The organism is Streptomyces sp. CNQ085, from assembly GCF_022614595.1.
Taxonomy (GTDB): domain Bacteria; phylum Actinomycetota; class Actinomycetes; order Streptomycetales; family Streptomycetaceae; genus Streptomyces.
Window position 1 is genome coordinate 1 of sequence record NZ_JAJFAU010000078.1, and the last position, 22,535, is coordinate 22,535.

Here is a 22,535-nt window from a genome sequence, read left to right on the forward strand (position 1 = left end):
CGGGACGCGCCGCGCCCGCGGCGCCCCCCGCGGACCGGGCGCCGGCGTCCCGTCCGCTCACGGGCCGGTCTTCCGGGGTGCGGAGGCCAGGTGGCGGCGGGTGAAGGCCAGCGCCTCGGCGAGGTCCGCCTCGCGCTCGGCCGACGACATCGCCCGGCGGGTGTTGACCTCGACCACCACGTGCCCGTCGAAGCCTCCCGCCGCCAGGTGCGCCAGGACCTCCGCGCACGGCTGGTCACCGCGCCCGGGGACGAGGTGCTCGTCCTTGGCGGAGTCGGTGCCGTCGGCGATGTGGATGTGCGCCAGACGGTCGCCCATGCGGTCCATCATCGCCAGGGTGTCGTTGCGGGCGGTGGCGGTGTGGGAGAGGTCGAGGGTGAAGTGGCGGTGGTCGTCCTCGGTCGGGTCCCAGGCGGGGGCGTAGGCGAGCATCTCGCGGTCGCGGTAGCGCCAGGGGTACATGTTCTCGACGGCGAAGCGGACGTCGGTCTCGTCCGCCATCCGCCACACGCCGCGGATGAACTCCCGGGCGTAGGAACGCTGCCAGCGGAACGGCGGGTGCACCACGACCGTGCTCGCGCCCAGCTTCTCGGCGGCCTCGCGGGAGCGCTGGAGCTTGGTCCAGGGGTCCTTGGACCATACGCGCTGGGTGATCAGCAGGCAGGGGGCGTGGACGGCGAGGATCGGGACGCCGTGGAAGTCGGAGAGCCTGCGCAGCGCCTCGACGTCCTGACTGACCGGATCGGTCCACACCATCACCTCCACCCCGTCGTAACCGAGGCGTGCGGCGATCTCGAAGGCCGTCACCGTGGTCTCCGGGTAGACGGAGGCCGTGGAGAGGGCGACCTTCGGTGCCGGGGGGGACAGCGCTGGATCGACCACGCACAACAGCCTACGGCGACCGGGGGTACGTTACGGGGGCCGTCACGGGGCCCGCGGGGCGGTGTGTGGGGAAGGTCACGGGCTCCCGTTGCCGGACAGGGTGTCCAGGCGGCGCAGGATGACGCCCTCGCGCAGCGCCCAGGGACAGATCTCCAGCCGCTCCACGCCGAACAGGTCCATGGCGCCCTCCGCCACCAGCGCTCCCGCCAGCAGCTGCCTGGCCCGGCCCTCGGAGACTCCGGGAAGGGCGGCACGTTCGGCCGCCGGCATGGCGGCCAGCCTGGGCACCCACTCCTCCAGCGACGCGCGTACCAGCTCGCGCTGTGCGTAGGGGCCCTCGGCGGAACGGGGTGCGCCCGCCAGCCGGGCGAGCTGCTTGAAGGTCTTTGAGGTGGCCACCACGTGGTCGGGGGCGCTCAGCCGGCTGAAGTCCCCGACGACGCGGGCGATCTCGTGCCGCACATGGCGGCGCAGCGCGCGGACGTCGGCGGGGCCGGGCGGATCGCCGGGCAGCCAGGAGCCCGTGAGCCGGCCGGCCCCCAGCGGCAGCGAGGAGGCGGCGTCGGGCTGCTCGTCGATGCCGTACGCGATCTCCAGCGAGCCGCCGCCGATGTCCAGGAGCAGCAGCCGTCCGGCCGACCATCCGAACCAGCGGCGGGCCGCGAGGAAGGTCAGCCGGGCCTCGTCCTCGCCGGAGAGCACCTTCAGCTCCACGCCCGTCCCGTCGGCGACCCGCTCCAGCACGTGGTCGGCGTTGGCGGCGTCCCGTACGGCCGAGGTGGCGAACGGCAGCAGGTCCTCCACGCCCTTGTCCTCGGCGACGACCATCGCCTCGCGGACGGTCGCGGCGAGCTTCTCCACTCCGGCCGGGTTTATGGAGCCGTCCTCGTCGAGGAGTTCGGCCAGGCGCAGTTCCGCCTTGTGGGAGTAGGCGGGCAGGGGGCGGGCGCCCCGGTGTGCGTCCACCACCAGCAGGTGAACGGTGTTGGAACCCACGTCGAGGACACCGAGTCTCATGGGGGGCCACGCTACTGCGGCAGGACGGTGGTCCGGAGCCCGCCCCGTGGTGCATACCCTGGGGACGTGGAGAAGACGAAAACGGTTAAGCCGGACAAAGAGGCGAACGCGGGCGGAGAGTGGCGGCGGGCGGCGGGCGAGGAGGTGGAGCTGGACCACGCCCGGATGTGGGTGGAGTTCCCGGACCCGGCGGACGACGAGCAGGTGTTCCGGTGCGACCTGACCTGGCTGACCTCCCGCTGGGGCTGCGTCTTCGGCCAAGGGTGTCAGGGCATCAGCGCGGGGCGCGCGAGCGACGGCTGCTGCACGCTGGGCGCGCACTTCTCGGACGAGGACGACGAGGAGCGCGTCGCGGCGCACGCGGCGCGTCTCACGCCCGAGAGCTGGCAGTTCCACGCGGAGGGTTCCTCAGAGCGCGGCTGGACCGAGGTGAACGAGGACGGCGAGCGCCAGACGCGGCTGCACCGGGGCGCGTGCATCTTCCTCAACCGCCCCGGCTTCTCCGGCGGCACCGGCTGCGCGCTGCACACGATGGCCCTGCGGGAGGGCCGGGAGCCGCTGGAGACCAAGCCGGACGTGTGCTGGCAGCTGCCGGTCCGGCGGACGTTCGAATGGGTGGAGCTGCCGGACGGTGAGCAGCGGCTGTACGTATCGATCGGCGAGTACGACCGCCGCGGCTGGGGGCCGGGCGGGCACGACCTGCACTGGTGGTGCACCGGCGCGCTGTCGGCGCACGGTGCCGGCGAGCCGGTGTACGTCTCGTACCGGCCGGAGCTGACGGAGCTGATGGGTCCGGCCGGGTACGCGCGGCTGGCCGAGCTGTGCGAGGAGCGGCTGGCGGCGCAGCTGCCGCTGGCGGCGCCGCATCCGGCGGACGGGCCCGCCGGCGGAGCCGCCGCGGGGCAGTCCGCGGAGCGCACCGAACCGGGACACGCGGAGCCGGGGCACACGATGCCCGGGTGAACGGCTCCGGTGCGGCGTGGGCTAAGGCCCCGCCGGGGGCTGTGCGGGCTCCGGCGCGGGCGTGCTCGACGGCGGCTCGGAGGCCGTCGGTTCGGGTGCGGGCGGCTCGGACGGTTCCGGCTCCGGGGGCTCGGAGGCCGTCGGTTCGGCGAGAGCCACGGCGCCGTGTCCCCGGAGAGTGATCACCGCCTTCGCCGGGGCGATCGAGATCCTCGCGGTCCATGCGCCCGCCGGCTCCCGCGACCGGTCCACGGTGACGGTGAACGCGGCGGACCCACCGGGCCGCAGCGTCCCGTACGCGCGGTCCAGCCGCAGCCAGGGGACATCCGCGGAGGCCGTCCAGTCGACCGGGGATCCACCGGAGGCGACGAGGGTGACGACGGTGGCGTCCCCGGACGGCCGGGCCTCGACCGTCAGCCGGCCCGGTCCCGTGCCGGCGTTCTCGCGCGGCGGGCCCTCCCCGTCCGCGCGGTCCGTGCCGGAGGACGGGGTGCCCGGCCCTTTCACGCCGTCCGCGCCCGCCACGTCGACGCGGACGCCGAGCCCGTCCCGGGAGGCTCCGGGGCCCCCGGGGCCCCCGGGGCCCCCGGGGGCCCCGGGGCCGTCGTACGGACCGCCCGGATCCTGCCGCTCGGAGGCCGAGACGGTGGTGCCGCCCGGGCCGTCCTCCGCCAGTGGCGCACCGCGGTACGCCGCCCACAGCGCCAGCAGCGGCGCGGCGACGACGGTGGCGACGACCGTGGTGGTCACCGCGCGGCTGCGCAGCCGGTCGAAGCGCTCGGCGCGGTTCCGGCTGGCGACGGGGAAGCCACGCCGGTCGAAGCGCGGGGTGTGCTGAGCCCGCGCACGCTGCACGGCGAGCATCGAGGCGTGCACCTCCGCGCGCGGGGCGGGCAGCACGGTGAGCGCGCCGACATCCGCGGGGGCGGTGCCGGGCCACGGCCCGCCCGCCAGCACCCGTTCGGCGGTGCGGCGGCACTCGGGGCACTCGTCCACGTGCCGCACCAGCTCCCGGCGGAGTGCGCTGCTCAGCAGCGCCTCCCGGTCCCCGGCGAGCCGGGCGACGGCCGGGCAGCCGCCCCGTTCGACGACGGCGAGCGCGGTGCGGGTGCGTTCCACCTCGCAGGCGGCACTGGACAGCAGCAGCTCGGTGCCGTCGTGGTCCGTGCCGAGGACCGCGGCGACCTCGTGGACCGGCAGGTGGTGACGTACGGCCAGTTCCAGGGCCTCGCGCTGCTCGGGGCCGGTGCCGGCGGCCTCCGGCCAGGCGAGTGCGGCCAGCTCGCGGCGGCGCGCGGTGGCAAGGGGGCCGGGGAGCTCCGGGGGCTCGGGGCGCACGCCCTTCCACTCGGCCAGGAGCCGCAGGCAGGACCAGCGGACCAGCGCGTACAGCCAGGGCCGGTGCAGCGCCGTGTCGGCGGGGGTGCGGCCGCGGCGGCGCTGCCGCTCGGCGACGGCCAGGGCCTCGCCGAGGACGGCGATGGCCGCCTCGTGCTCGCACATGACGGACAGGCAGTAGGTGAACAGCCCGTCCAGGTGGTCCCGGTAGGGGTCGACGGGCACCGGCGGCCGGGCCGCGGCGCGGTGCGTGCCACGGTGCGCCCGGTGTACGCCGGTGGTATGCGTGGGGTGCTCGCGCCGAGTGCTCATCACCCAGCCGACCGTAGGCGGAAGGCCGGGCATCACTGGTGATGCTTGCGCGGGTTTAACCCTTACGGGTGAAGATCTGCGATAAAACACACAAATGCTCAGCGGTGGAGGGGCAGGGGGTACGCGAGGGCGCGCAGGGCCCGGGCTCCACGGTGTCCGCCCGTCCCGCGCCCGCCGGAGTCCGGTTGTCACAGGCTCCGGTTACCGTGAGGCCCATGGCTGCCCGCAAGTCGTCCGCCAAGGACCGCCCCGCCTACCGCTGCACCGAGTGCGGCTACACCACCGCCAAGTGGCTCGGCCGCTGCCCGGAGTGCCACGCCTGGGGCACCGTCGAGGAGACCGGCGGCACCCCGGCCGTCCGCACCACCGCGCCCGGACGGGTCTCGTCCCCCGCGCTGCCCATCGGCCAGGTGAACGGGCAGGTGGCCACCGCGCGCAGTACGGGCGTGCCCGAGCTGGACAGGGTGCTGGGCGGCGGACTGGTACCGGGTGCGGTGTTGCTGCTGGCGGGCGAGCCGGGGGTGGGCAAGTCCACGCTCCTGCTGGACGTCGCGGCCAAGGCGGCCGACGCCGACCGCCGCACCCTCTACGTCACCGGCGAGGAGTCGGCCGGGCAGGTGCGGCTGCGGGCGGACCGGATCGGGGCTATAAGCGACTACCTGTACCTGGCGGCCGAGACGGACCTGTCGGCCGTCCTGGGGCATCTGGACGAGGTGAAGCCCTCGCTGCTCGTCCTGGACTCGGTGCAGACGGTCGCCTCCCCGGAGATCGATGGTGCGCCCGGCGGCATGGCGCAGGTGCGGGAGGTGGCCGGGGCGCTGATCCGGGCCTCCAAGGAGCGCGGGATGTCCACGCTGCTGGTGGGCCACGTCACCAAGGACGGCGCCATCGCCGGTCCGCGCCTGCTGGAGCACCTGGTGGACGTGGTCCTGCAGTTCGAGGGCGACCGGCACGCCCGGCTGCGGCTGGTGCGCGGTGTGAAGAACCGCTACGGCGCCACCGACGAGGTGGGCTGCTTCGAGCTGCACGACGAGGGGATCACCGGCCTGGCCGACCCGTCGGGGCTCTTCCTCACGCGTCGGGACGAACCCGTGCCCGGCACCTGTCTGACCGTCGCACTGGAGGGTCGCCGTCCGCTGGTGGCCGAGGTGCAGTCGCTGACGGTGGACTCCCAGATCCCCTCCCCCCGGCGTACCACGTCCGGGCTGGAGACCTCGCGCGTGTCGATGATGCTGGCCGTTCTGGAGCAGCGGGGCCGGATCAACGCGCTGGGCAAGCGGGACATCTACACCGCCACCGTCGGCGGGGTGCGGCTGTCCGAGCCGGCGGCGGACCTGGCGATGGCGCTCGCGCTGGCCAGCGCCGCCAGTGACACACCTCTTCCGAAGAACCTGGTGGCCATCGGCGAGGTGGGGCTGGCGGGCGAGGTCCGGCGGGTGACGGGTGTGCAGCGGCGCCTGGCGGAGGCCGCGCGGCTGGGCTTCACCCACGCCCTGGTGCCCACCGACCCGGGCGGGGTGCCGCCGGGAATGCGGGTGCGGGAGGTCGCCGACATAGGCGAGGCGCTGCGGGTCCTGCCCGCCCGGCCACCGCGGTCCGGTCGCTCCGAACGGCCCGACCACGACGGAACCGACCGGAGCAGGCCACACGAGGGCTGACACCGCCGGTAGACTTTGCCCTGGTCTCGCCCGTACGTACGCATGACCCGAAGGAGTGCCGTGGCAGCCAACGACCGGGCAGCAACCGGCGCCGACAGCCTGTTGCGCGCCTCACTGAGCGCGGTCGCGCCCGGTACGGCCCTGCGCGACGGCCTGGAGCGCGTCCTGCGGGGGAACACCGGCGGGCTCATCGTCCTGGGCATGGACAGGACCGTCGAGGCCCTGTGCTCGGGCGGTTTCGTGCTGGACGTGGAGTTCAGCGCGACGCGGCTGCGCGAGCTGTGCAAGCTGGACGGTGCGCTGATCCTCGACAGGGACATCACCAAGATCGTGCGGGCGGGAGTGCAGCTCGTGCCGGACGCCTCGATCCCGACGGAGGAGACGGGCACCCGGCACCGCACCGCGCAGCGGGTGTCGATCCAGACCGGCTTCCCGGTGGTGTCGGTGAGCCAGTCGATGCGGCTGATCGCGCTGTACGTGGACGGTCAGCGGCGCGTGCTGGAGGACTCGGCGGCGATCCTGTCCCGGGCCAACCAGGCACTGGCGACGCTGGAGCGGTACAAGCTGCGCCTGGACGAGGTGGCGGGCACGCTCTCCGCGCTGGAGATCGAGGACCTGGTGACGGTCCGGGACGTCTCGGCGGTGTCGCAGCGGCTGGAGATGGTGCGGCGGATCGCCACGGAGATCGCCGAGTACGTGGTGGAGCTGGGCACGGACGGGCGGCTGCTCTCCCTCCAGCTCGACGAGCTGATCGCGGGCGTGGAGCCCGAGCGCGAGCTGGTCGCCCGCGACTACGTGCCCGAGCCGACCGCCAAGCGGTCCCGCACCGTCACCGAGGCGCTGGCCGAGCTGGACAGGCTGACCCACACCGAGCTGCTCGAACTGCCCACGGTGGCCAAGGCGCTGGGGTACAGCGGGTCGCCGGAGACGCTGGACTCCGCCGTCTCACCGCGCGGTTACCGCCTGTTGGCGAAGGTGCCGCGGCTGCCGAACGCCGTGATAGAGCGGCTGGTCGAGCATTTCGGCGGGCTGCAGAAGCTGCTGGCCGCGAGTGTGGACGACCTGCAGACCGTCGACGGCGTGGGCGAGGCGCGGGCCAGGTCGGTCCGCGAGGGCCTGTCGCGGCTGGCGGAGTCGTCGATTCTGGAGCGGTACGTCTGACGCGTCCGGCGGGGCGCGGTGACCCGGCAGGGTCCGGCCCGCCCGGGCCGTGGCACGGAGGACTCGGTCCCGGCTCACTCCACGGTTCAGTCCTTGGCGAGGACGAACGTGGTGCGCTTCTTCTCCAGGCCCTCCACCTCGGCCTCGACCAGATAGGTGCCGGCCTCGGCCTCGGCACCCGGCGTACCGCATCCGGGCGTGCTGTGCCTGCGGTCCCACTCCAGGGTGCGGACGGCCGTACCCCCCACCGGGACCTTGTAGAGGGCCGAGCGTGCGCCCTTCGGGCAGTGCTCGGACTTCCAGATCTTCTCGTCGCCGTCCTCGGTCTCGACGATGGTGAGGGTCGTGGCGCCGGTGCCGAAGTCGACCTTGCAGGCGCCGCCGCCCTCGTTCCGCACGGTCAGCCGGAAGACGGGCTCCTCGCCGGGCGCGTACCGGTTCTCATCGCTGCGCAGCGTCACCTCGACCGAGCCGGGGCGGCAGTCGGGGAGGGTGGAGTCGGCCGGCACTGCCTCGATCCCGCCCGGGACGACACCGGAGGAGCCGCCGGCTCCTCCGGCGCCCGGCCCTCCCGAACCGGAACCGTTCGCGCCGCCTTCGCCCTCGCCGTCCGCGCCTCCGTCTCCGGGCCCCGCGCCGCCGTCGCCGCCCGGACCTCCGGACCCGTCCGAGCCCACGCCGGACTCCTCGCGCCCGCCGGGGCGTTGGCTGATCAGGGATTTGGACGAGGACGGTCCGGGCGTGATGGTGCCCGGCACCTCACCGCCACCCCGCTTCCCGCCCTGGTCGCTCCCGCCGTCTCCGCCCGGACCTCCGGACCTGACGGCCCATACGGCGAGCACTGCCAGGACCAGCAGGAGCGCAAGCACGACCACCCTTCGCCTCCAGTAGATGGAGGAGGGAAGAGGGCCAACCGGATTGCGCAGAGATCCCACGCGCAAACCTTACGAGACATGATGTGCCCCATACGGTCTTACCCGCCGCGCCGAAGACCAACTTTTATGATGAACGACCCGGCAAAGCCTGAGGACCATCGGGGGTGACACCCGGCCGCGACGGAAAGTGATCGAACGATTCCTCTTCGTATCGTTCACGCATGAGCAGTGATCCTCGAAGCGATCCCCCCGGCTCTCCCCCGGACGCTTCCCGGGGCCCCTCCCCGGACGGCCTCCACAGCGACCTCTACCGATACGTCACCGACTTCGCGCACGACACGCCGGGCTGGGTGCACTCGCTCGCCGGGTACGGCACCGAGGGCGGGCTGCTGATCCTCGCCGCGCTGCTGGCGGCGGCGTGCTGGCGGGTCCGGCACGCCGGGCCGGAGGTCCTGGCGCGGGCCCTGCTGGGCGGGACGGCGGTGGCGGCGGCGTACGGTCTCAGCGAGACCGCCAAGCTGGTCGTACGCGAGGAGCGGCCGTGCCGGGCCGTGCCGGACGCGCCGACCCCGATCGCCCCCTGCCCGGAGCCGGGCGACTGGTCCTTCCCCAGCAACCACGCCACCATCGCCGCCGCCGCAGCGGTGACCGTCGTACTCGTCTGGCGGGCGATGGCCTGGCTGGTGCTGCCGCTGGCGGTGCTGACGGCGTTCTCCCGGGTGTTCCTCGGGGTGCACTACCCGCACGACGTGGCGGCGGGCGCGTTGCTGGGCACGGCCGCGGTACTGCTGGCGACCTGGTCGGCCGCGGGACCGGCGACCGCGCTGACGGGCCGGGTACGGGCCAGACTCGGCTACACCAGCCCGGCCTCGTAGACGATGGTCGCCGCCGCCCCCACCCCCGCCGGAAGCCGGTTTCCACTCCCCTGGGACGAAAGGGGCACATCGGGACGGGTGGTGCCTGCCCCCCATCGGCGCGGACCGCTTCGCTGCCGCGCCCCTCCGTGTCAGGATCGGAGACGCCATGACTGCGACCACATCCGAGCACAGCGCCACCGGTCCGACCACGACCGGCCTCCGTCCCCCCGACTCCCCCGCCCCCTCCGATCTCCACGGACCGGTCATCGACTGGTTCGGCAAGCACGCCCGCGACCTGCCCTGGCGCCGCCCCGAGGCGGGCGCCTGGGGCGTGATGATCAGCGAGTTCATGCTCCAGCAGACACCGGTCAACCGGGTGCTGCCCGTGTACGAGCAGTGGCTCGCCCGCTGGCCGCGCCCCGCCGACCTGGCCGCCGAGCCGCCCGGCGAGGCGGTGCGCGCCTGGGGCCGGCTGGGCTACCCCCGCCGGGCCCTGCGGCTGCACGGTGCCGCCGCCGCCATAACTGAGCGGCACGGCGGCGACGTGCCCAAGGAGCACGCGCAACTCCTGGCGCTGCCCGGTGTGGGCGAGTACACGGCCGCGGCCGTGGCCTCCTTCGCCTACGGGCAGCGGCACGCGGTGCTGGACACCAACGTCCGGCGGGTCTTCGCCCGCGCCTTCGGCGGCCGCGAGTTCCCCCCGACCGCCACCACCGCCGCCGAGCGCAGACTCGCCCGGGCCGTCCTCCCCGAGGAGGAGGCGACGGCGGCGCGCTGGGCGGCGGCCACGATGGAGCTGGGCGCCCTGGTGTGCACGGCCCGCAAGCCGGACTGCGAGAACTGCCCGATCCTGGACCTGTGCGCCTGGCGCCACGCCGGCTCGCCCGCGCACGACGGTCCGCCACGCCGCGGGCAGAGCTACGCGGGCACCGACCGCCAGGTGCGCGGCAGGCTGCTGGCCGTGCTGCGCGAGACGGTGGGGCCTGTACCGCGGGCCGCGCTGGACGCGGTGTGGGACGAGCCGGTGCAGCGGGCGCGCGCGCTGGACGGGCTGGTCGCGGACGGGCTGGTCGAGCCGCTGGAGAACGGCGTATACCGGCTGCCCCAGGGCCGGGGCCCGGCCCTGTGAGACGGGGTGCGGCGGCCCTGACCGCCGCACCCCGTCCACCTCGCACCCGCACCGCGCGCCGCGGCGGGACGTGCCCGGGCGCGGGTCAGTCGCAGACCTCCGACCACTCCCGGCTCAGGGCCGGTCCGCTTACGCGCTCCTCGGCCAGCGAGTACCGGTTGCCGGACTCGTCCCGGAAGACCGCCTCGGTGCCGTGCGGTCCCTCGCGCGGCTCCTGGAGGAACTCCACGCCCCGCCCCACCAGCCACTCGTACGCGGAGCGGCAGTCGTCCGTCCGCAGCACGCCCGCTCCCAGGACTCCCCGGCGGACCAGCCCGGCCAGCGCCTCGGCCGACCGGGGGTCGATGCCGGGACCGTGGGTCGGCACCAGCGTCAGCCCGACGTCCGGCTGGTTCCTGGTCCCGACGGTGACCCTGCGCGTTCCGTCCTCGATGACGTCGTCGCGCACCTCGAAGCCGAGCTTCTCGGTGAAGAACCTCAGGTCCCGCTCCTGGTCGGTGGACCAGACGGTGGCTGCGGCCAGCCCCTTGATCACGCTGCCTCCCATGGTCGCGGACTTGCGGTCCCACCGTGGGCAGTACGCCCACCGGTCCATCCCCCAGGGTCGCGCCGTGTGCGGCGCTCCGTCCACCGTACGGCGCGGCACCACGGCTCGGTCAACGAAACCCCTTACGTGCCGGGAGAGTTGGCCTGGCCTACGGTGCGCGACCGGCCGACGCGTCTGTGGCTCGCCTACGACCTCGGGGTCGGCACGGAGCGGCTGGGCGCCTTCCCCCGTCCGCACACCGTCCGGGTGAACCCGCGGCTGCCCCGGGTCGGCGAGGTCCCGAAGGGCATCCGGGTCATCGCGCGCTGAGCCCGGCCTTCCGCGCGGAAGACCTCACGTGTACGGGCGCGGCCCGGGACCGTACCACGGTCCCGGGCCGCGCCCGTGTGGCCGGTGTGCGGCTCGCCGGCGCCTCAGGCTTCCTTGGAGAGGTTCGGGCCGCCGCCCGCCGCGGACTCCACCGGAGGGGCGTCCGGCAGGGCCGACTTCTCCTCGCCGCGGAAGGTGAACTTCTTCGCCTCGCCGTCGCCCTCGGTGTCGACGACCACGATGTGACCGGGGCGCAGCTCGCCGAAGAGGATCTTCTCCGAGAGCACGTCCTCGATCTCCCGCTGGATCGTCCGGCGCAGCGGCCGGGCCCCCAGGACGGGGTCGTAGCCCTTCTTGGCGAGCAGCTTCTTGGAGTCACCGCTGAGCTCGATGCCCATGTCGCGGTCCTTGAGCCGCTCGTCCACCTTGGCGACCATCAGGTCGACGATCCGGATGATGTCTTCCTCGGTCAGCTGGTGGAAGACGACGGTGTCGTCGACGCGGTTGAGGAACTCGGGCCGGAAGTGCTGCTTGAGCTCCTCGTTGACCTTGTTCTTCATCCGCTCGTAGCCGGTCTTGACGTCGCCCTGGGCGGCGAAGCCCAGGTTGAAGCCCTTGGAGATGTCCCGGGTGCCGAGGTTGGTCGTCATGATGATGACGGTGTTCTTGAAGTCCACGACCCGGCCCTGGGAGTCGGTCAGGCGACCGTCCTCCAGAATCTGCAGCAGCGAGTTGAAGATGTCGGGGTGGGCCTTCTCGACCTCGTCGAACAGGACGACCGAGAACGGCTTGCGACGGACCTTCTCCGTGAGCTGACCGCCCTCCTCGTACCCCACGTAACCGGGGGGCGAGCCGAAGAGCCGCGAGACGGTGTGCTTCTCGCTGAACTCCGACATGTCGAGGGAGATCAGCGCGTCCTCGTCGCCGAAGAGGAATTCCGCCAGCGTCTTGGACAGCTCGGTCTTACCGACGCCGGAGGGGCCGGCGAAGATGAACGAGCCACCGGGGCGCTTGGGGTCCTTCAGGCCGGCCCTGGTACGGCGGATGGCCTGGGAGAGCGCCTTGATGGCGTCCTCCTGCCCGATGACGCGCTTGTGCAGCTCGTCCTCCATGCGCAGCAGGCGGGAGGACTCCTCCTCGGTCAGCTTGAAGACCGGGATGCCCGTGGCGGTGGCCAGGACCTCGGCGATCAGCTCCTCGTCGACCTCGGCGACGACATCCATGTCGCCGGCCTTCCACTCCTTCTCCCGCTTGGCCTTGGCGGCCAGGAGCTGCTTCTCGGTGTCGCGGAGGGAGGCCGCCTTCTCGAAGTCCTGCGAGTCGATCGCGGACTCCTTCTCCCGGCGCACGTTCGCGATCTTCTCGTCGAACTCGCGCAGGTCCGGCGGTGCGGTCATCCGGCGGATGCGCATCCGGGAGCCGGCCTCGTCGATCAGGTCGATCGCCTTGTCCGGCAGGAAGCGGTCCGAGATGTACCGGTCGGCGAGCTGCGCGGCGGCCACCAGGGCTGCGTCCGTGATGGACACCCGGTGGTGCGCCTCGTAACGGTCGCGCAGACCCTTGAGGATCTCGATGGTGTGCGGCAGCGACGGCTCGGCGACCTGGATGGGCTGGAAACGGCGCTCCAGGGCCGCGTCCTTCTCCAGGTGCTTGCGGTACTCGTCCAGCGTCGTCGCGCCGATGGTCTGGAGCTCCCCGCGGGCCAGCATCGGCTTGAGGATGCTGGCGGCGTCGATCGCGCCCTCGGCGGCGCCCGCGCCCACCAGGGTGTGGAGCTCGTCGATGAACAGGATGATGTCGCCGCGGGTGCGGATCTCCTTGAGGACCTTCTTCAGGCGCTCCTCGAAGTCACCGCGGTAGCGGGACCCGGCGACCAGGGCGCCCAGGTCCAGCGTGTACAGGTGCTTGTCCTTGAGCGTCTCGGGCACCTCGCCCTTGACGATGGCCTGGGCCAGGCCCTCGACGACCGCCGTCTTGCCGACACCGGGCTCGCCGATGAGGACCGGGTTGTTCTTGGTGCGGCGGGACAGCACCTGCATGACCCGCTCGATCTCCTTCTCGCGCCCGATGACCGGGTCGAGCTTGGACTCGCGGGCCGCCTGGGTGAGATTGCGGCCGAACTGGTCCAGCACCAGGGAGGTGGAGGGAGTGCCCTCGGCGGGGCCGCCCGCGGTGGCCGCCTCCTTGCCGCCGGAGTAGCCGGAGAGCAGCTGGATGACCTGCTGCCGCACCCGGTTGAGATCGGCGCCGAGCTTGACGAGGACCTGGGCGGCGACGCCCTCGCCCTCGCGGATCAGGCCGAGCAGGATGTGCTCGGTGCCGATGTAGTTGTGGCCTAGCTGAAGGGCCTCGCGGAGCGACAGCTCCAGGACCTTCTTGGCACGGGGGGTGAAGGGGATGTGGCCGGACGGGGCCTGCTGGCCCTGGCCGATGATCTCCTCCACCTGCTGGCGGACCGCCTCGAGCGAAATCCCGAGGCTCTCCAGTGCCTTAGCGGCGACACCCTCACCCTCGTGGATCAGGCCCAGGAGGATGTGCTCGGTGCCGATGTAGTTGTGGTTGAGCATCCGGGCTTCTTCCTGAGCCAGGACGACAACCCGCCGCGCGCGGTCGGTGAACCTCTCGAACATCGTTAATCGCTCCTCAGAGCGGTCAGGCAGTAAGGGGTCGGTCCCCTCCCTGTCCTTCCGCAGCTTAGTCCCGCAAGCGGGGACCGCTCATTCCAACTGCCGACACCCGTCCGGATCGCTCCCGCGCTGGCGGGGAGGAGAGCCCGTTACCTCTCGCCCTCGTCCCGAACAGCCGACAACAGTTCCAACCCGATGGTGCGAGACGATGTTCCCGCAGGCCAGACATATCCGCCCGCTTCCGCTACGCCGACGGCGAACGCCCCCGGGCCGCCATGCCGTCCACCGCTCCATCGCCGGTGCCGCACCCCCGTTCCACGTGGGATTTCTTCACCCGACTTCTTACCCCGGGACACCGGCAGTCCATGCCGGGTGGGGCGGGTGCATCCGCTACTGGCGAACACCCTCGCGTGGCGCACCGCGCCTTTCCCGCTCGCCCACCCGGCACTCGGAGTAGCGGGGCGACACTCTGCGCGACCGGTGCGCGGGCCGACCGCGTACGTCCCCGGGAGGCCGCCGTACGGCTGCGGCCTCCCGGACGGGGCACGAGGCTGGTCTCACGGGTCTCACGGGTCTCACGGGTCTCGCCGGCCCTCCGGTCCGGTGGGCGCGGCGGCGACGGAGCACCGCCGTACGCGACTCGCCCGCGCGACTCAGACGTTCGCCTTCTCGTATGCCTCGCGAATGTTGGCGGGGACACGGCCGCGGTCGTTGACCTCATAGCCGTTCTCCTTCGCCCAGGCGCGGATCTTCGCGGTGTCCTGACTTCCGCCGCCGGCGGCGGAAGGGCGGGACTTGCCGCGAGCCGAACGGCCACCGGTACGACGACCGTTCCTGAGGTAAGGCTCCAGCAGATCGCGGAGCTTGTCCGCGTTGGCGGTGGTGAGGTCGATCTCGTATGTCTTGCCGTCGAGAGCGAACGTCACGGTCTCGTCGGCCTCACCGCCGTCGATGTCGTCGACAAGAAGGACCTGAACCTTCTGCGCCACCGGTTACTCCCATTCGTCGTGTGTGGTCAGTCACCGAAAACCGATTACTGATACTGACAGTGAAAGCAAACCGCTTTTCCCGGAAAAACACAAACCCTCCGGGAACATTGCCGTGCAGACCCGGCGGGATTGAGGGGACCTTTCGGACATAGGGCACAGGAAGTGTGCGTCTCATAGATGCAGCAGCATCCGCGTGTTACCCAAGGTGTTGGGTTTCACTCGTTCGAGCCCCAGGAACTCGGCCACACCTTCGTCATAGGAACGCAGCAGCTCGCTGTAGACGTCCCCGTCCACCGGTGTCTCGCCGATCTCGGTGAAGCCGTGCCGGGCGAAGAAGTCCACTTCGAAGGTGAGGCAGAAAATGCGCCGGACTCCCAGCCGGCGCGCGGTCTGCAGCAACTTCTCCAGCACCAGGTGGCCCACTCCCGTGCCCCTGAGCGCCGGGTCGACAGCGAGCGTGCGGACCTCGGCCAGGTCCTCCCACATCACATGGAGGGCACCGCAGGCGACGACCTCGCCGTCGTGGTCACGTTCGGCGACCCAGAACTCCTGGATGTCCTCATAAAGCGTCACCGTCGCTTTGTCCAGGAGGATACGGTCGCACGCGTAGGCGTCGATGAGACGGCGCACGGTGCGCACATCACTGGTTCTCGCCCTGCGGACGGTGACCTCGCTTACGGGGTTCACGGCTTCTGACATGCCGGGGACGCTATCGCTCCGGAGAACCGCGGCCACCGGCGGGGGCACCGGGGCGCGTGTCGTCGAGATGCGCGACGCGCAAGGCGTCCCGCAGCGCTTCCGTCTGTTCCGGCGACATCATCCCGAAGAAGGCCACCAGTGCCGCCGCGGGGTTGTCGCTCGCCGCCCAGGCTTCGTTCATGAGTGCCGCGGAGTACGCGGCCCGGGTGGAGACGGCTTCATATCGATAGGCCCGGCCCTCGCGCTCTCGCCGCAGCCAGCCCTTCTCCCGCAGGTTGTCCATTACGGTCATGACCGTGGTGTAGGCGATCGGCCGTTCGCGCCGGAGGTCGTCGAGCACTTCTCTCACCGTGACCGGGCGGTTCCACTGCCATACCCGCGTCATCACCGCGTCTTCCAGCTCTCCCAGTGGCCGAGGCACACCAAGAACGATAGCCGCATATGAACGGCATTGAGCACTTTGTTTTGTCCGGAGAACAAACAAAGGAGCGCATACCGTGAAGCGGACTTCCCGGTATGCGCCCCCGCGCCGTCGCGGCATCCGCCGTCCGGCGGTGCGCGCCGCCGGTGCGCCGCCTGGTGCCCGGCGCACGAGCCCAGCGTCTAGCGCCCGGGCGCTCCGTCGGCAGGCGACGCGGCGCGCGCGGCCTCGGCGCGCGCCAGGGCGCTGTCCACCGCGGCGTCCTCCTTGGACTTGTTGGCACCGCCCTGGCTCCTGACGATCGTCACGATGAGGGCGGTGAAGGCCACGGCCATCACCACGGACGGGGTGAGTGCGGCGATGTACTCCATGCCGGATCAGCCTCCTTGGATACCGGACCTCCAGCGTACCGGCGGCTCCGCCGGGCGCCTGCCGGGGTGGGGACCGGGTGCGGTACGGCCGCGCTCCGGGGCCCGCGCCGGCCCCGCCCCGTCCGTCCAGCGGCCGCACGGCTCGCGCAGCGCCTCCAGATCCTCCGGACACGGCGTGCAGCCCAGCGCGACCGCCTCCTCCAGCAGCGCGAGGTACCCCGGGGCCGAGCCCGGCAGCGCGGCGCGGTAGCGGTCGAGGTCTGTCCGCAGGAAGGCCCTCAGCCGGTCCGCCTCACGGCTCGCCTCGTCCAGCGCGTCGGCCAGCCACAGACAGGCGCGCACCACCTCGGCGCGCTCCTTCGCAGCCCCCTCCGGGCACTCCCCGCCGGCGTGTGCGGACGGCCGGGCGGGACGGAGGACGAGGGCGAGCGCGCCGCGCAGGGCGCGCAGCTCGTCCGGGCCGAGGATCATGGCGCCTCGGGAACCGTAGGGCGTGGGCATACGGCGACATTACGACAGAAGCCTTCAGAGCAGACATACCACCGTCCGGCTGTGTCACCGGTCCCGGGCTCGGGCTCGGTCCTGTCGTTCGGCGTCCTGCCCGGCCCCGCGCTCAGCCCCGCGCCATGTTCCGCTCGTAGACCAGGCGCAGCCCGATCAGCGTCAGCCACGGCTCGTGCTCGTCGATCCCCGTCGCCTCGCCCAGCACCATCGGGGCCAGGCCGCCGGTGGCGATGACGGTCACGTCGTCCGGGTCGTCGGCCAGCTCGCGGGCCATCCGCTCCACCACGCCGTCCACCTGTCCCGCGAAACCGTAGAGGATGCCGGACTGCATCGCCTCGACGGTGTTCTTGCCGATGACGCTGCGCGGCCTGGCCAGCTCGATCTTGCGCAGCTGCGCCCCGCGTACGCCGAGCGCCTCGACGGAGATCTCGATGCCCGGGGCGATGACGCCACCGGTGTACTCCCCCCGCACGGAGACCGCGTCGAAGGTGGTGGCCGTACCGAAGTCCACGACGATGCTCGGGCCGCCGTACAGTTCGACCGCCGCCACCGCGTTGATGATCCGGTCCGCCCCGACCTCCTTGGGGTTGTCCATCAGGATGGGCACCCCGGTCTTGACGCCCGGTTCCACGAGAACGGAGGGAATGTCGCCGTAGTGCCGACGCGTCACCTCACGCAGCTCGTGCAGAACGGAGGGGACGGTGGAGCAGATGCAGATGCCGTCGATGCCGTCGCCCAGGTCATCGCCGAGGAGCGGGTGCATGCCCATCAGGCCCTGGAGGAGGACGGCCCACTCGTCGGCGGTGCGGCGTGCCTCGGTGGAGATCCGCCAGTGCTCGACGATCTCGTCGCCGTCGAACAGGCCGAGGACGGTGTGGGTGTTGCCGACATCGATCGTGAGCAGCATCAGTCGCGCCCCTCTCCGCCCGCGCCGACGCGGGCCTCGTCACGCAGGTCAAGGCCGATGTCGAGGACCGGGGAGGAGTGGGTGAGCGCTCCGACCGCCAGGTAGTCCACGCCGGTGTCCGCGTACGCGCGGGCGTTCGCCAGGGTCAGACGACCGGAGGACTCCAGCTTCGCCCGGCCCGCGACCAGTGCGACCGCCTCGGCCGTCCGCTCGGGGGTGAAGTTGTCCAGCAGGATCAGGTCGGCGCCCTCGGCGAGGACGGGCTCGATCTGGTCCAGCCGGTCCACCTCCACCTCGATCGGCACACCGGGGAACTCCTCGCGCACCCGCTTGAACGCCTCGGTCACCCCGCCCGCGGCGATCACGTGGTTGTCCTTGATCAGTGCGGCGTCCGACAGCGACATCCGGTGGTTGACCCCGCCACCGCAGCGCACCGCGTACTTCTCCAGGGCGCGCAGCCCGGGAGTGGTCTTGCGGGTGTCGCGGACGGCGGCGCTCGTGCCCTGGAGTACGTCGGCCCAGGCACGGGTGGCGGTGGCGACACCGGACAGTCGGCACAGGATGTTGAGCGCGCTGCGCTCGCCGGTGAGCAGGTCGCGGGTGCGGGCGCGCACCGACAGCAGCCGTTGGCCCGCCTCCACGCGATCGCCGTCCTCGACGTGCCGCTCGACCTCGAACTCCTGGGTGCAGACCACCGACAGGACCGCCTCGGCGATCCGCAGCCCGGCGACGGTGCCCGCCTCGCGGACGGTGAAATCGGCGGTGGCGACGGCGTCCTCGGAGATGGTCGCGACGGTGGTGACGTCCACGCCCTGGTCGAGGTCCTCCTCGATCGCCATGTGCGCGATGTCCTCGACCTGCACCGGGTCCAGGCCGGCGTCCGCGAGCAGCGCGGCCAGGTCCGGGTCCAGACCGCACTCCAGCGGGTCCAGGTCGGGGCCGTCGTCCGCGCCGCCGCAGCCGCAGGCGTCGCCGCAGCCCCCGCCGGCGCCGCTCACCGCCTCGCCGGGGCGGCCAAGACCGATCTGGAGCAGCGGAAGTTCGTCGGGCATGGGGCTGGTCAATGCATCTCCTCGTGAGCTTCTCCGCCCACGCGGCGCAGCGGCGCGGGCATCGTCTTCAACAGCAGACCGGCGGCCGCGTACGCGACGCTCACCGCGTTCTCGTGAGCTTCTCCGCCCACGCGGCGCAGCGGCGCGGGCATCGTCCTCAACAGCAGACCGGCGGCCGCGCACGCGACGCTCACGGTGTCCCCCGGCCCGTGACCGGTGGAAACGCGGTCGAGTCGGTCGTACGAACGGTGAGCGCGGAACCCCCGGGGGCAGGACGCAGGGCGGCCACCAGATGCCGGCACCAGGACTCGTCGTCCCGTTCGGGATGGTCCTCGCGCCAGTGACAACCGCGGGTCTCGGTACGGCGTAGGGCAGTGGCGACCAGGACGCCGGCGACGAGATGGAGGTTGGCCGCCTCCCATGCCTCGACCCCGGGCTCGGCGGGCTTGCCGGCCCCGCTCCCGGCCCGGTCCGGGGCCAGCACCGCCAGTTCCTCCGCGGCCCGCGCCAGGCTCTCCGCGGAGCGCAGCACCCCGGCCCCGGCCGTCATGGTGCGCTGGATCGCGTACCGCGCCTCGGCCGGCGGCAGCGGAACGGTCCGCGTGCCCGCCGGGCCACCGGGCTCCGCAGGCACCGGGACGCGGGCGGGGGCGCGGGCGATGTCGGCGGCGATCCGCTCGGCGAAGACCAGGCCCTCCAGCAGGGAGTTGGAGGCCAGCCGGTTGGCACCGTGCACACCCGTGCACGCGACCTCGCCGCACGCGTACAGGCCCGGCACGGTGGTACGGCCCGCCAGGTCGGTGCGCACCCCGCCGGAGGCGTAGTGCGCGGCGGGCGCGACCGGGACCGGCTCGGTGACCGGGTCGATGCCGTGGGCGCGGCAGGCGGCGAGGATGGTGGGGAACCGCTCGCGCCACATCCGTGCGCCGAAGTGCCGGGCGTCCAGGTACATGTGGTCGGCCCCCCGCTCACGCATCCGCCGCATGATGCCCTTGGCGACGATGTCGCGCGGCGCCAGCTCGGCCAGTTCGTGCTGCCCGGCCATGAAGCGCTCGCCGTCCGCGTCGACGAGGTACGCGCCCTCGCCGCGCACGGCCTCCGAGACCAGCGGCTGCTGGCCCTCACTGCCCGGGCCCAGGTAGAGCACGGTCGGGTGGAACTGGACGAACTCCAGGTCGGAGACCTCCGCGCCCGCCCGCAACGCCAGCGCGACGCCGTCTCCGGTGGAGACCGGCGGGTTGGTGGTGGCGGAGAACACCTGGCCCATGCCGCCGGTGGCCAGCACCACCGCCGGAGCGTGGACGGCTCCCACGCCGTCGTGCCGCCCCTCGCCCATCACGTGCAGGGAGACGCCCGCGGCGTGCCCGCCGGCGTCCTTGAGCAGATCCAGGACGAGGGCGTTCTCCACCATCTCCATCCCGGCATCGCGTACGGCCGCCACCAGGGCGCGGGATATCTCCGCGCCGGTCGCGTCGCCGCCCGCGTGGGCGATACGGCGGCGGCGGTGGCCACCCTCGCGTGTCAGGTCGATCTCGCCGGTCTCGGCGGAGGTGTCGAACCGCGCTCCGGCGCCGATCAGCCGGCGCACCGCGTCCGGCCCCTCGGTGACCAGGGTGCGCACCGCCTCCTCGTCGCACAGGCCCGCGCCCGCGACCAGGGTGTCGTCCAGATGCTGGCCGGGGGTGTCGCCCTCGCCCAGCGCGGCGGCGATGCCGCCCTGCGCCCAGCGCGTGGAGCCGGCGTCCAGCCGGGCCTTGGTGACGATCACCGTCTTCCGGCCGGAGGCCGCGCAGCGCAGGGCGGCGGTCAGGCCGGCCACTCCGGAGCCGACCACCACCACGTCCGCCGCGATGGCCCAGCCGGAGCGCGGCGCGTCCAGCCGCAGGCCTGTCGTCCCGTTCACCGAACCCCTCCGGGGCGTCCGAGGCGCAGCCGGACGTTGTCGATCAGTCGTGTGGTGCCCACCCGCGCCGCCACCGCGAGCACGGCCTCGCCCTCGTACGCGCCGGGCTCCGCCGGGACCTCCGTGAAGTGGGCCGGGTCCACCAGCGCCAGGTAGTCCGGTACCAGCGGCGGCCGTGCCCGCCGGGCCTGCGCCAGTACGGTCTCGGCGGCCCGGCGGACCTCGCGCGGCCCCGTGCCGCCCGCGGCCGCCGCGTCGCGCCCGGCGAACAGGGCGCGCGAGAGGGCCAGGGCGGTGGCGCGCTCGGCCTCCGACAGATAGCGGTTGCGGCTGGAGAGGGCCAGGCCGTCGGATTCGCGCACAGTGGGCACGCCCTCGATCTCCACGGGAAAATTCAGGTCGCGGACCATCCGGGTGATCAGGGCGAGCTGCTGGGCGTCCTTCTCCCCGTAGAGCGCCAGGTCGGGGGCGGTGAGGTGGAGCAGTTTGGCGACGACGGTGAGCATCCCGTCGAAGTGACCGGGCCGGCTGGCGCCCTCCAGGCGCTCGCCCATCGGGCCCGCGCCGATCCTCACCTCCGGCTCCCCGCCGGGGTAGACCTCCTCCACCGGCGGCGCGAAGACGGCGTCGGCGCCCGCGCCCGCGGCCACCGCGACATCCGCGTCCAGGGTGCGCGGGTAGCGGTCCAGGTCCTCACCCGCGCCGAACTGCAGCGGGTTGACGAAGACGGTGACCACCACCTGCCCTTCGGACCCGGCCCTCTCGCGGGCGGCGCGGACCAGGGCCGCATGGCCCTCGTGCAGGGCGCCCATCGTCATCACCACCGCCCGCCGCCCCCGGCGCGGGAGGGCGCGCAGGGCGGCGGCGGTGTGCAGGACGGGCACGGGGGTTGGAGCGGCTGCGGGGCCGGCTGCGGGCACGGACACGGCCGGGCTCCTGTCGTCGGCGGTCGGTCCGGTCACCGGGGGTCCCCGTCGGAGAGGACTTCCAGCAGGTCCTCGGCCAGTTCCGGCCTGAGCAGTCCGCCGGCCAGAGCCCGGTCGGCGGTGGCGCGGGCCATCGCGAGGTAGCCAGCCACCGCCTGCGGGGCGTGGCGGCGCAGCTCGGTGATGTGGGCGGCGACCGTGCCGGCGTCGCCCCGGGCGACCGGGCCGGTCAGTGCGGCGTCGCCGGAGCGCAGGGCGTTGTCCAGGGCCGTGCCGAGCAGCGGGCCGAGCATCCGGTCGGGCGCGGAGACACCGGCGGTGCGCAGCAGCTCCATGGCCTGGGCGACCAGTGTGACCAGGTGGTTGGCGCCGAGAGCCAGGGCCGCGTGGTAGAGCGGACGGGCCTCCTCGGCGACCCACTCGGGCTCCCCGCCCATCTCGATGACCAGCGCCTCGGCGGCCAGCCGCAGCTCCTCGGGGGCTGTGACGCCGAAGGAGCAGCCCGCCAGCCGCTGCACGTCCACGGGCGTGCCGGTGAACGTCATCACCGGGTGCAGCGCCAGCGGCAGGGCTCCGGCCCGGGTGGCGGGGTCGAGGACGGCGGTGCCGTAGCGGCCCGAGGCGTGCGCCAGCAGCCGGCCGGGGCGTACGGCGCCGGTCTCGGCCAGGCCGGCGACGAGGCCGGGCAGGGCGTCGTCGGGAGCGGTGAGCAGGACGAGGTCGGCGCGGGCCAGGACCTCGGCGGGCTCCACCAGTGGTACCCCGGGCAGCAGGGCCTCGGCCCGGCGGCGGGAGGCGTCGGAGACGCCGGAGGCGGCCACCGGGCGGTGCCCGGCCAGCCCGAGGGCCGCTGCCAGGGCGGGGCCGACGCGGCCCGCGCCGACGACGCCGACGGTCAGGCGCGCGGGACGGTCCCCGGCGGCGCCGGAGGGGGGTTGGTTCACGTGAGCTCGGCCTTCCGTTCCAGTCCGCAGGACCCGGTACCGGACGATTACCGCCATGCTACGCGGACTCGCCGGCTCCCCGTCCCGTCCGCCCGCGAGGTGGGACGGGGCGCGGGGCCCGCGCCCCGCCGGGCGGTTCAGCGG

Annotated in this window: 23 protein-coding genes; 6 read left to right on the forward strand and 17 right to left on the reverse strand. The window is 73.1% G+C overall.

Annotation, left to right across the window (positions count from 1 at the left end):
* Nucleotides 1-57 precede the first annotated feature (57 nt).
* On the reverse strand, nt 58-882 hold the full coding sequence (locus LJ221_RS14475; protein WP_241717058.1) for a sugar phosphate isomerase/epimerase: 825 nt from the start codon (nt 880-882) through the stop codon (nt 58-60).
* 75 nt (nt 883-957) lie between these two features.
* On the reverse strand, nt 958-1,899 hold the full coding sequence (locus LJ221_RS14480; protein WP_241717059.1) for a Ppx/GppA phosphatase family protein: 942 nt from the start codon (nt 1,897-1,899) through the stop codon (nt 958-960).
* 66 nt (nt 1,900-1,965) lie between these two features.
* Between LJ221_RS14480 and LJ221_RS14485 the strand changes: the two genes are divergently transcribed.
* Complete coding sequence (locus LJ221_RS14485) at nt 1,966-2,862, forward strand: hypothetical protein (RefSeq protein WP_374228452.1); 897 nt, start codon at nt 1,966-1,968, stop codon at nt 2,860-2,862.
* Between the two features lie 21 nt (nt 2,863-2,883).
* Here LJ221_RS14485 and LJ221_RS14490 read toward each other — a convergent pair whose 3' ends face one another.
* Nucleotides 2,884-4,512 (reverse strand): sigma-70 family RNA polymerase sigma factor, encoded by a 1,629-nt coding sequence (locus LJ221_RS14490; protein ID WP_241717061.1) that lies wholly within the window; start codon nt 4,510-4,512, stop codon nt 2,884-2,886.
* Between the two features lie 215 nt (nt 4,513-4,727).
* Between LJ221_RS14490 and radA the strand changes: the two genes are divergently transcribed.
* Both radA and disA read left to right on the forward strand, forming a co-directional pair.
* Nucleotides 4,728-6,170, forward strand: coding sequence for a DNA repair protein RadA (radA, locus tag LJ221_RS14495; RefSeq protein ID WP_241717063.1), 1,443 nt, complete (start codon nt 4,728-4,730; stop codon nt 6,168-6,170).
* A 60-nt stretch (nt 6,171-6,230) separates the two neighbouring features.
* Nucleotides 6,231-7,331, forward strand: coding sequence for a DNA integrity scanning diadenylate cyclase DisA (gene disA / locus LJ221_RS14500; RefSeq protein WP_374228453.1), 1,101 nt, complete (start codon nt 6,231-6,233; stop codon nt 7,329-7,331).
* A gap of 86 nt (nt 7,332-7,417) precedes the next feature.
* Here disA and LJ221_RS14505 read toward each other — a convergent pair whose 3' ends face one another.
* A complete protein-coding gene (locus tag LJ221_RS14505; RefSeq protein ID WP_308314785.1) occupies nt 7,418-8,206 on the reverse strand; it encodes a hypothetical protein in 789 nt (262 codons plus the stop codon).
* 221 nt (nt 8,207-8,427) lie between these two features.
* Here LJ221_RS14505 and LJ221_RS14510 point away from each other — a divergent pair, with 221 nt between their 5' ends.
* Entirely contained in the window at nt 8,428-9,081 is a 654-nt protein-coding gene (locus LJ221_RS14510) for a phosphatase PAP2 family protein (RefSeq protein WP_241717070.1), read from the forward strand.
* 148 nt (nt 9,082-9,229) lie between these two features.
* Nucleotides 9,230-10,192 carry an A/G-specific adenine glycosylase gene (locus LJ221_RS14515; RefSeq protein ID WP_241717072.1) on the forward strand — a complete coding sequence of 321 codons (963 nt, stop codon included), beginning with the start codon at nt 9,230-9,232 and terminating at the stop codon, nt 10,190-10,192.
* An 85-nt stretch (nt 10,193-10,277) separates the two neighbouring features.
* On the opposite strand, the gene LJ221_RS14520 is transcribed toward LJ221_RS14515, so the two are convergent.
* Nucleotides 10,278-10,727, reverse strand: coding sequence for a VOC family protein (locus LJ221_RS14520; protein ID WP_241717095.1), 450 nt, complete (start codon nt 10,725-10,727; stop codon nt 10,278-10,280).
* 78 nt (nt 10,728-10,805) lie between these two features.
* Between LJ221_RS14520 and LJ221_RS14525 the strand changes: the two genes are divergently transcribed.
* The gene (locus LJ221_RS14525) at nt 10,806-11,048 is read left to right on the forward strand and encodes a hypothetical protein (RefSeq protein ID WP_241717075.1); all 243 of its coding nucleotides are present in this window, start codon (nt 10,806-10,808) and stop codon (nt 11,046-11,048) included.
* A 104-nt stretch (nt 11,049-11,152) separates the two neighbouring features.
* Here LJ221_RS14525 and LJ221_RS14530 read toward each other — a convergent pair whose 3' ends face one another.
* From LJ221_RS14530 to LJ221_RS14585, 12 genes are all read right to left on the reverse strand, one after another.
* A complete protein-coding gene (locus LJ221_RS14530; RefSeq protein WP_241717077.1) occupies nt 11,153-13,678 on the reverse strand; it encodes an ATP-dependent Clp protease ATP-binding subunit in 2,526 nt (841 codons plus the stop codon).
* Between the two features lie 650 nt (nt 13,679-14,328).
* On the reverse strand, nt 14,329-14,664 hold the full coding sequence (locus LJ221_RS14535; protein ID WP_241717079.1) for an Lsr2 family protein: 336 nt from the start codon (nt 14,662-14,664) through the stop codon (nt 14,329-14,331).
* A 171-nt stretch (nt 14,665-14,835) separates the two neighbouring features.
* Complete coding sequence (locus tag LJ221_RS14540) at nt 14,836-15,363, reverse strand: amino-acid N-acetyltransferase (RefSeq protein WP_241717081.1); 528 nt, start codon at nt 15,361-15,363, stop codon at nt 14,836-14,838.
* A gap of 10 nt (nt 15,364-15,373) precedes the next feature.
* A complete protein-coding gene (locus LJ221_RS14545; protein ID WP_206351983.1) occupies nt 15,374-15,784 on the reverse strand; it encodes a BlaI/MecI/CopY family transcriptional regulator in 411 nt (136 codons plus the stop codon).
* Nucleotides 15,785-15,966: 182 nt separating this feature from the next.
* Nucleotides 15,967-16,155, reverse strand: coding sequence for a hypothetical protein (locus LJ221_RS14550; protein ID WP_241717083.1), 189 nt, complete (start codon nt 16,153-16,155; stop codon nt 15,967-15,969).
* A gap of 6 nt (nt 16,156-16,161) precedes the next feature.
* Nucleotides 16,162-16,656 (reverse strand): hypothetical protein, encoded by a 495-nt coding sequence (locus LJ221_RS14555; protein WP_308314786.1) that lies wholly within the window; start codon nt 16,654-16,656, stop codon nt 16,162-16,164.
* Between the two features lie 112 nt (nt 16,657-16,768).
* Nucleotides 16,769-17,566, reverse strand: a complete 798-nt coding sequence (locus LJ221_RS14560; protein WP_241717084.1) for a type III pantothenate kinase — start codon at nt 17,564-17,566, stop codon at nt 16,769-16,771.
* Entirely contained in the window at nt 17,566-18,618 is a 1,053-nt protein-coding gene (gene nadC / locus LJ221_RS14565; protein WP_241717097.1) for a carboxylating nicotinate-nucleotide diphosphorylase, read from the reverse strand. Before nadC ends, LJ221_RS14560 begins: the two co-directional genes overlap by 1 nt.
* A gap of 8 nt (nt 18,619-18,626) precedes the next feature.
* Nucleotides 18,627-18,812 (reverse strand): hypothetical protein, encoded by a 186-nt coding sequence (locus tag LJ221_RS14570; protein ID WP_241717086.1) that lies wholly within the window; start codon nt 18,810-18,812, stop codon nt 18,627-18,629.
* The gene (locus tag LJ221_RS14575; RefSeq protein ID WP_241717088.1) at nt 18,809-20,521 is read right to left on the reverse strand and encodes an L-aspartate oxidase; all 1,713 of its coding nucleotides are present in this window, start codon (nt 20,519-20,521) and stop codon (nt 18,809-18,811) included. The genes LJ221_RS14570 and LJ221_RS14575 overlap by 4 nt, the downstream gene beginning before the upstream one ends.
* The gene (gene panC, locus LJ221_RS14580; RefSeq protein ID WP_241717100.1) at nt 20,518-21,441 is read right to left on the reverse strand and encodes a pantoate--beta-alanine ligase; all 924 of its coding nucleotides are present in this window, start codon (nt 21,439-21,441) and stop codon (nt 20,518-20,520) included. The genes LJ221_RS14575 and panC overlap by 4 nt, the downstream gene beginning before the upstream one ends.
* Nucleotides 21,442-21,479: 38 nt before the next feature.
* Nucleotides 21,480-22,391 (reverse strand): DUF2520 domain-containing protein, encoded by a 912-nt coding sequence (locus tag LJ221_RS14585; RefSeq protein WP_308314787.1) that lies wholly within the window; start codon nt 22,389-22,391, stop codon nt 21,480-21,482.
* Nucleotides 22,392-22,535: the final 144 nt, after the last annotated feature.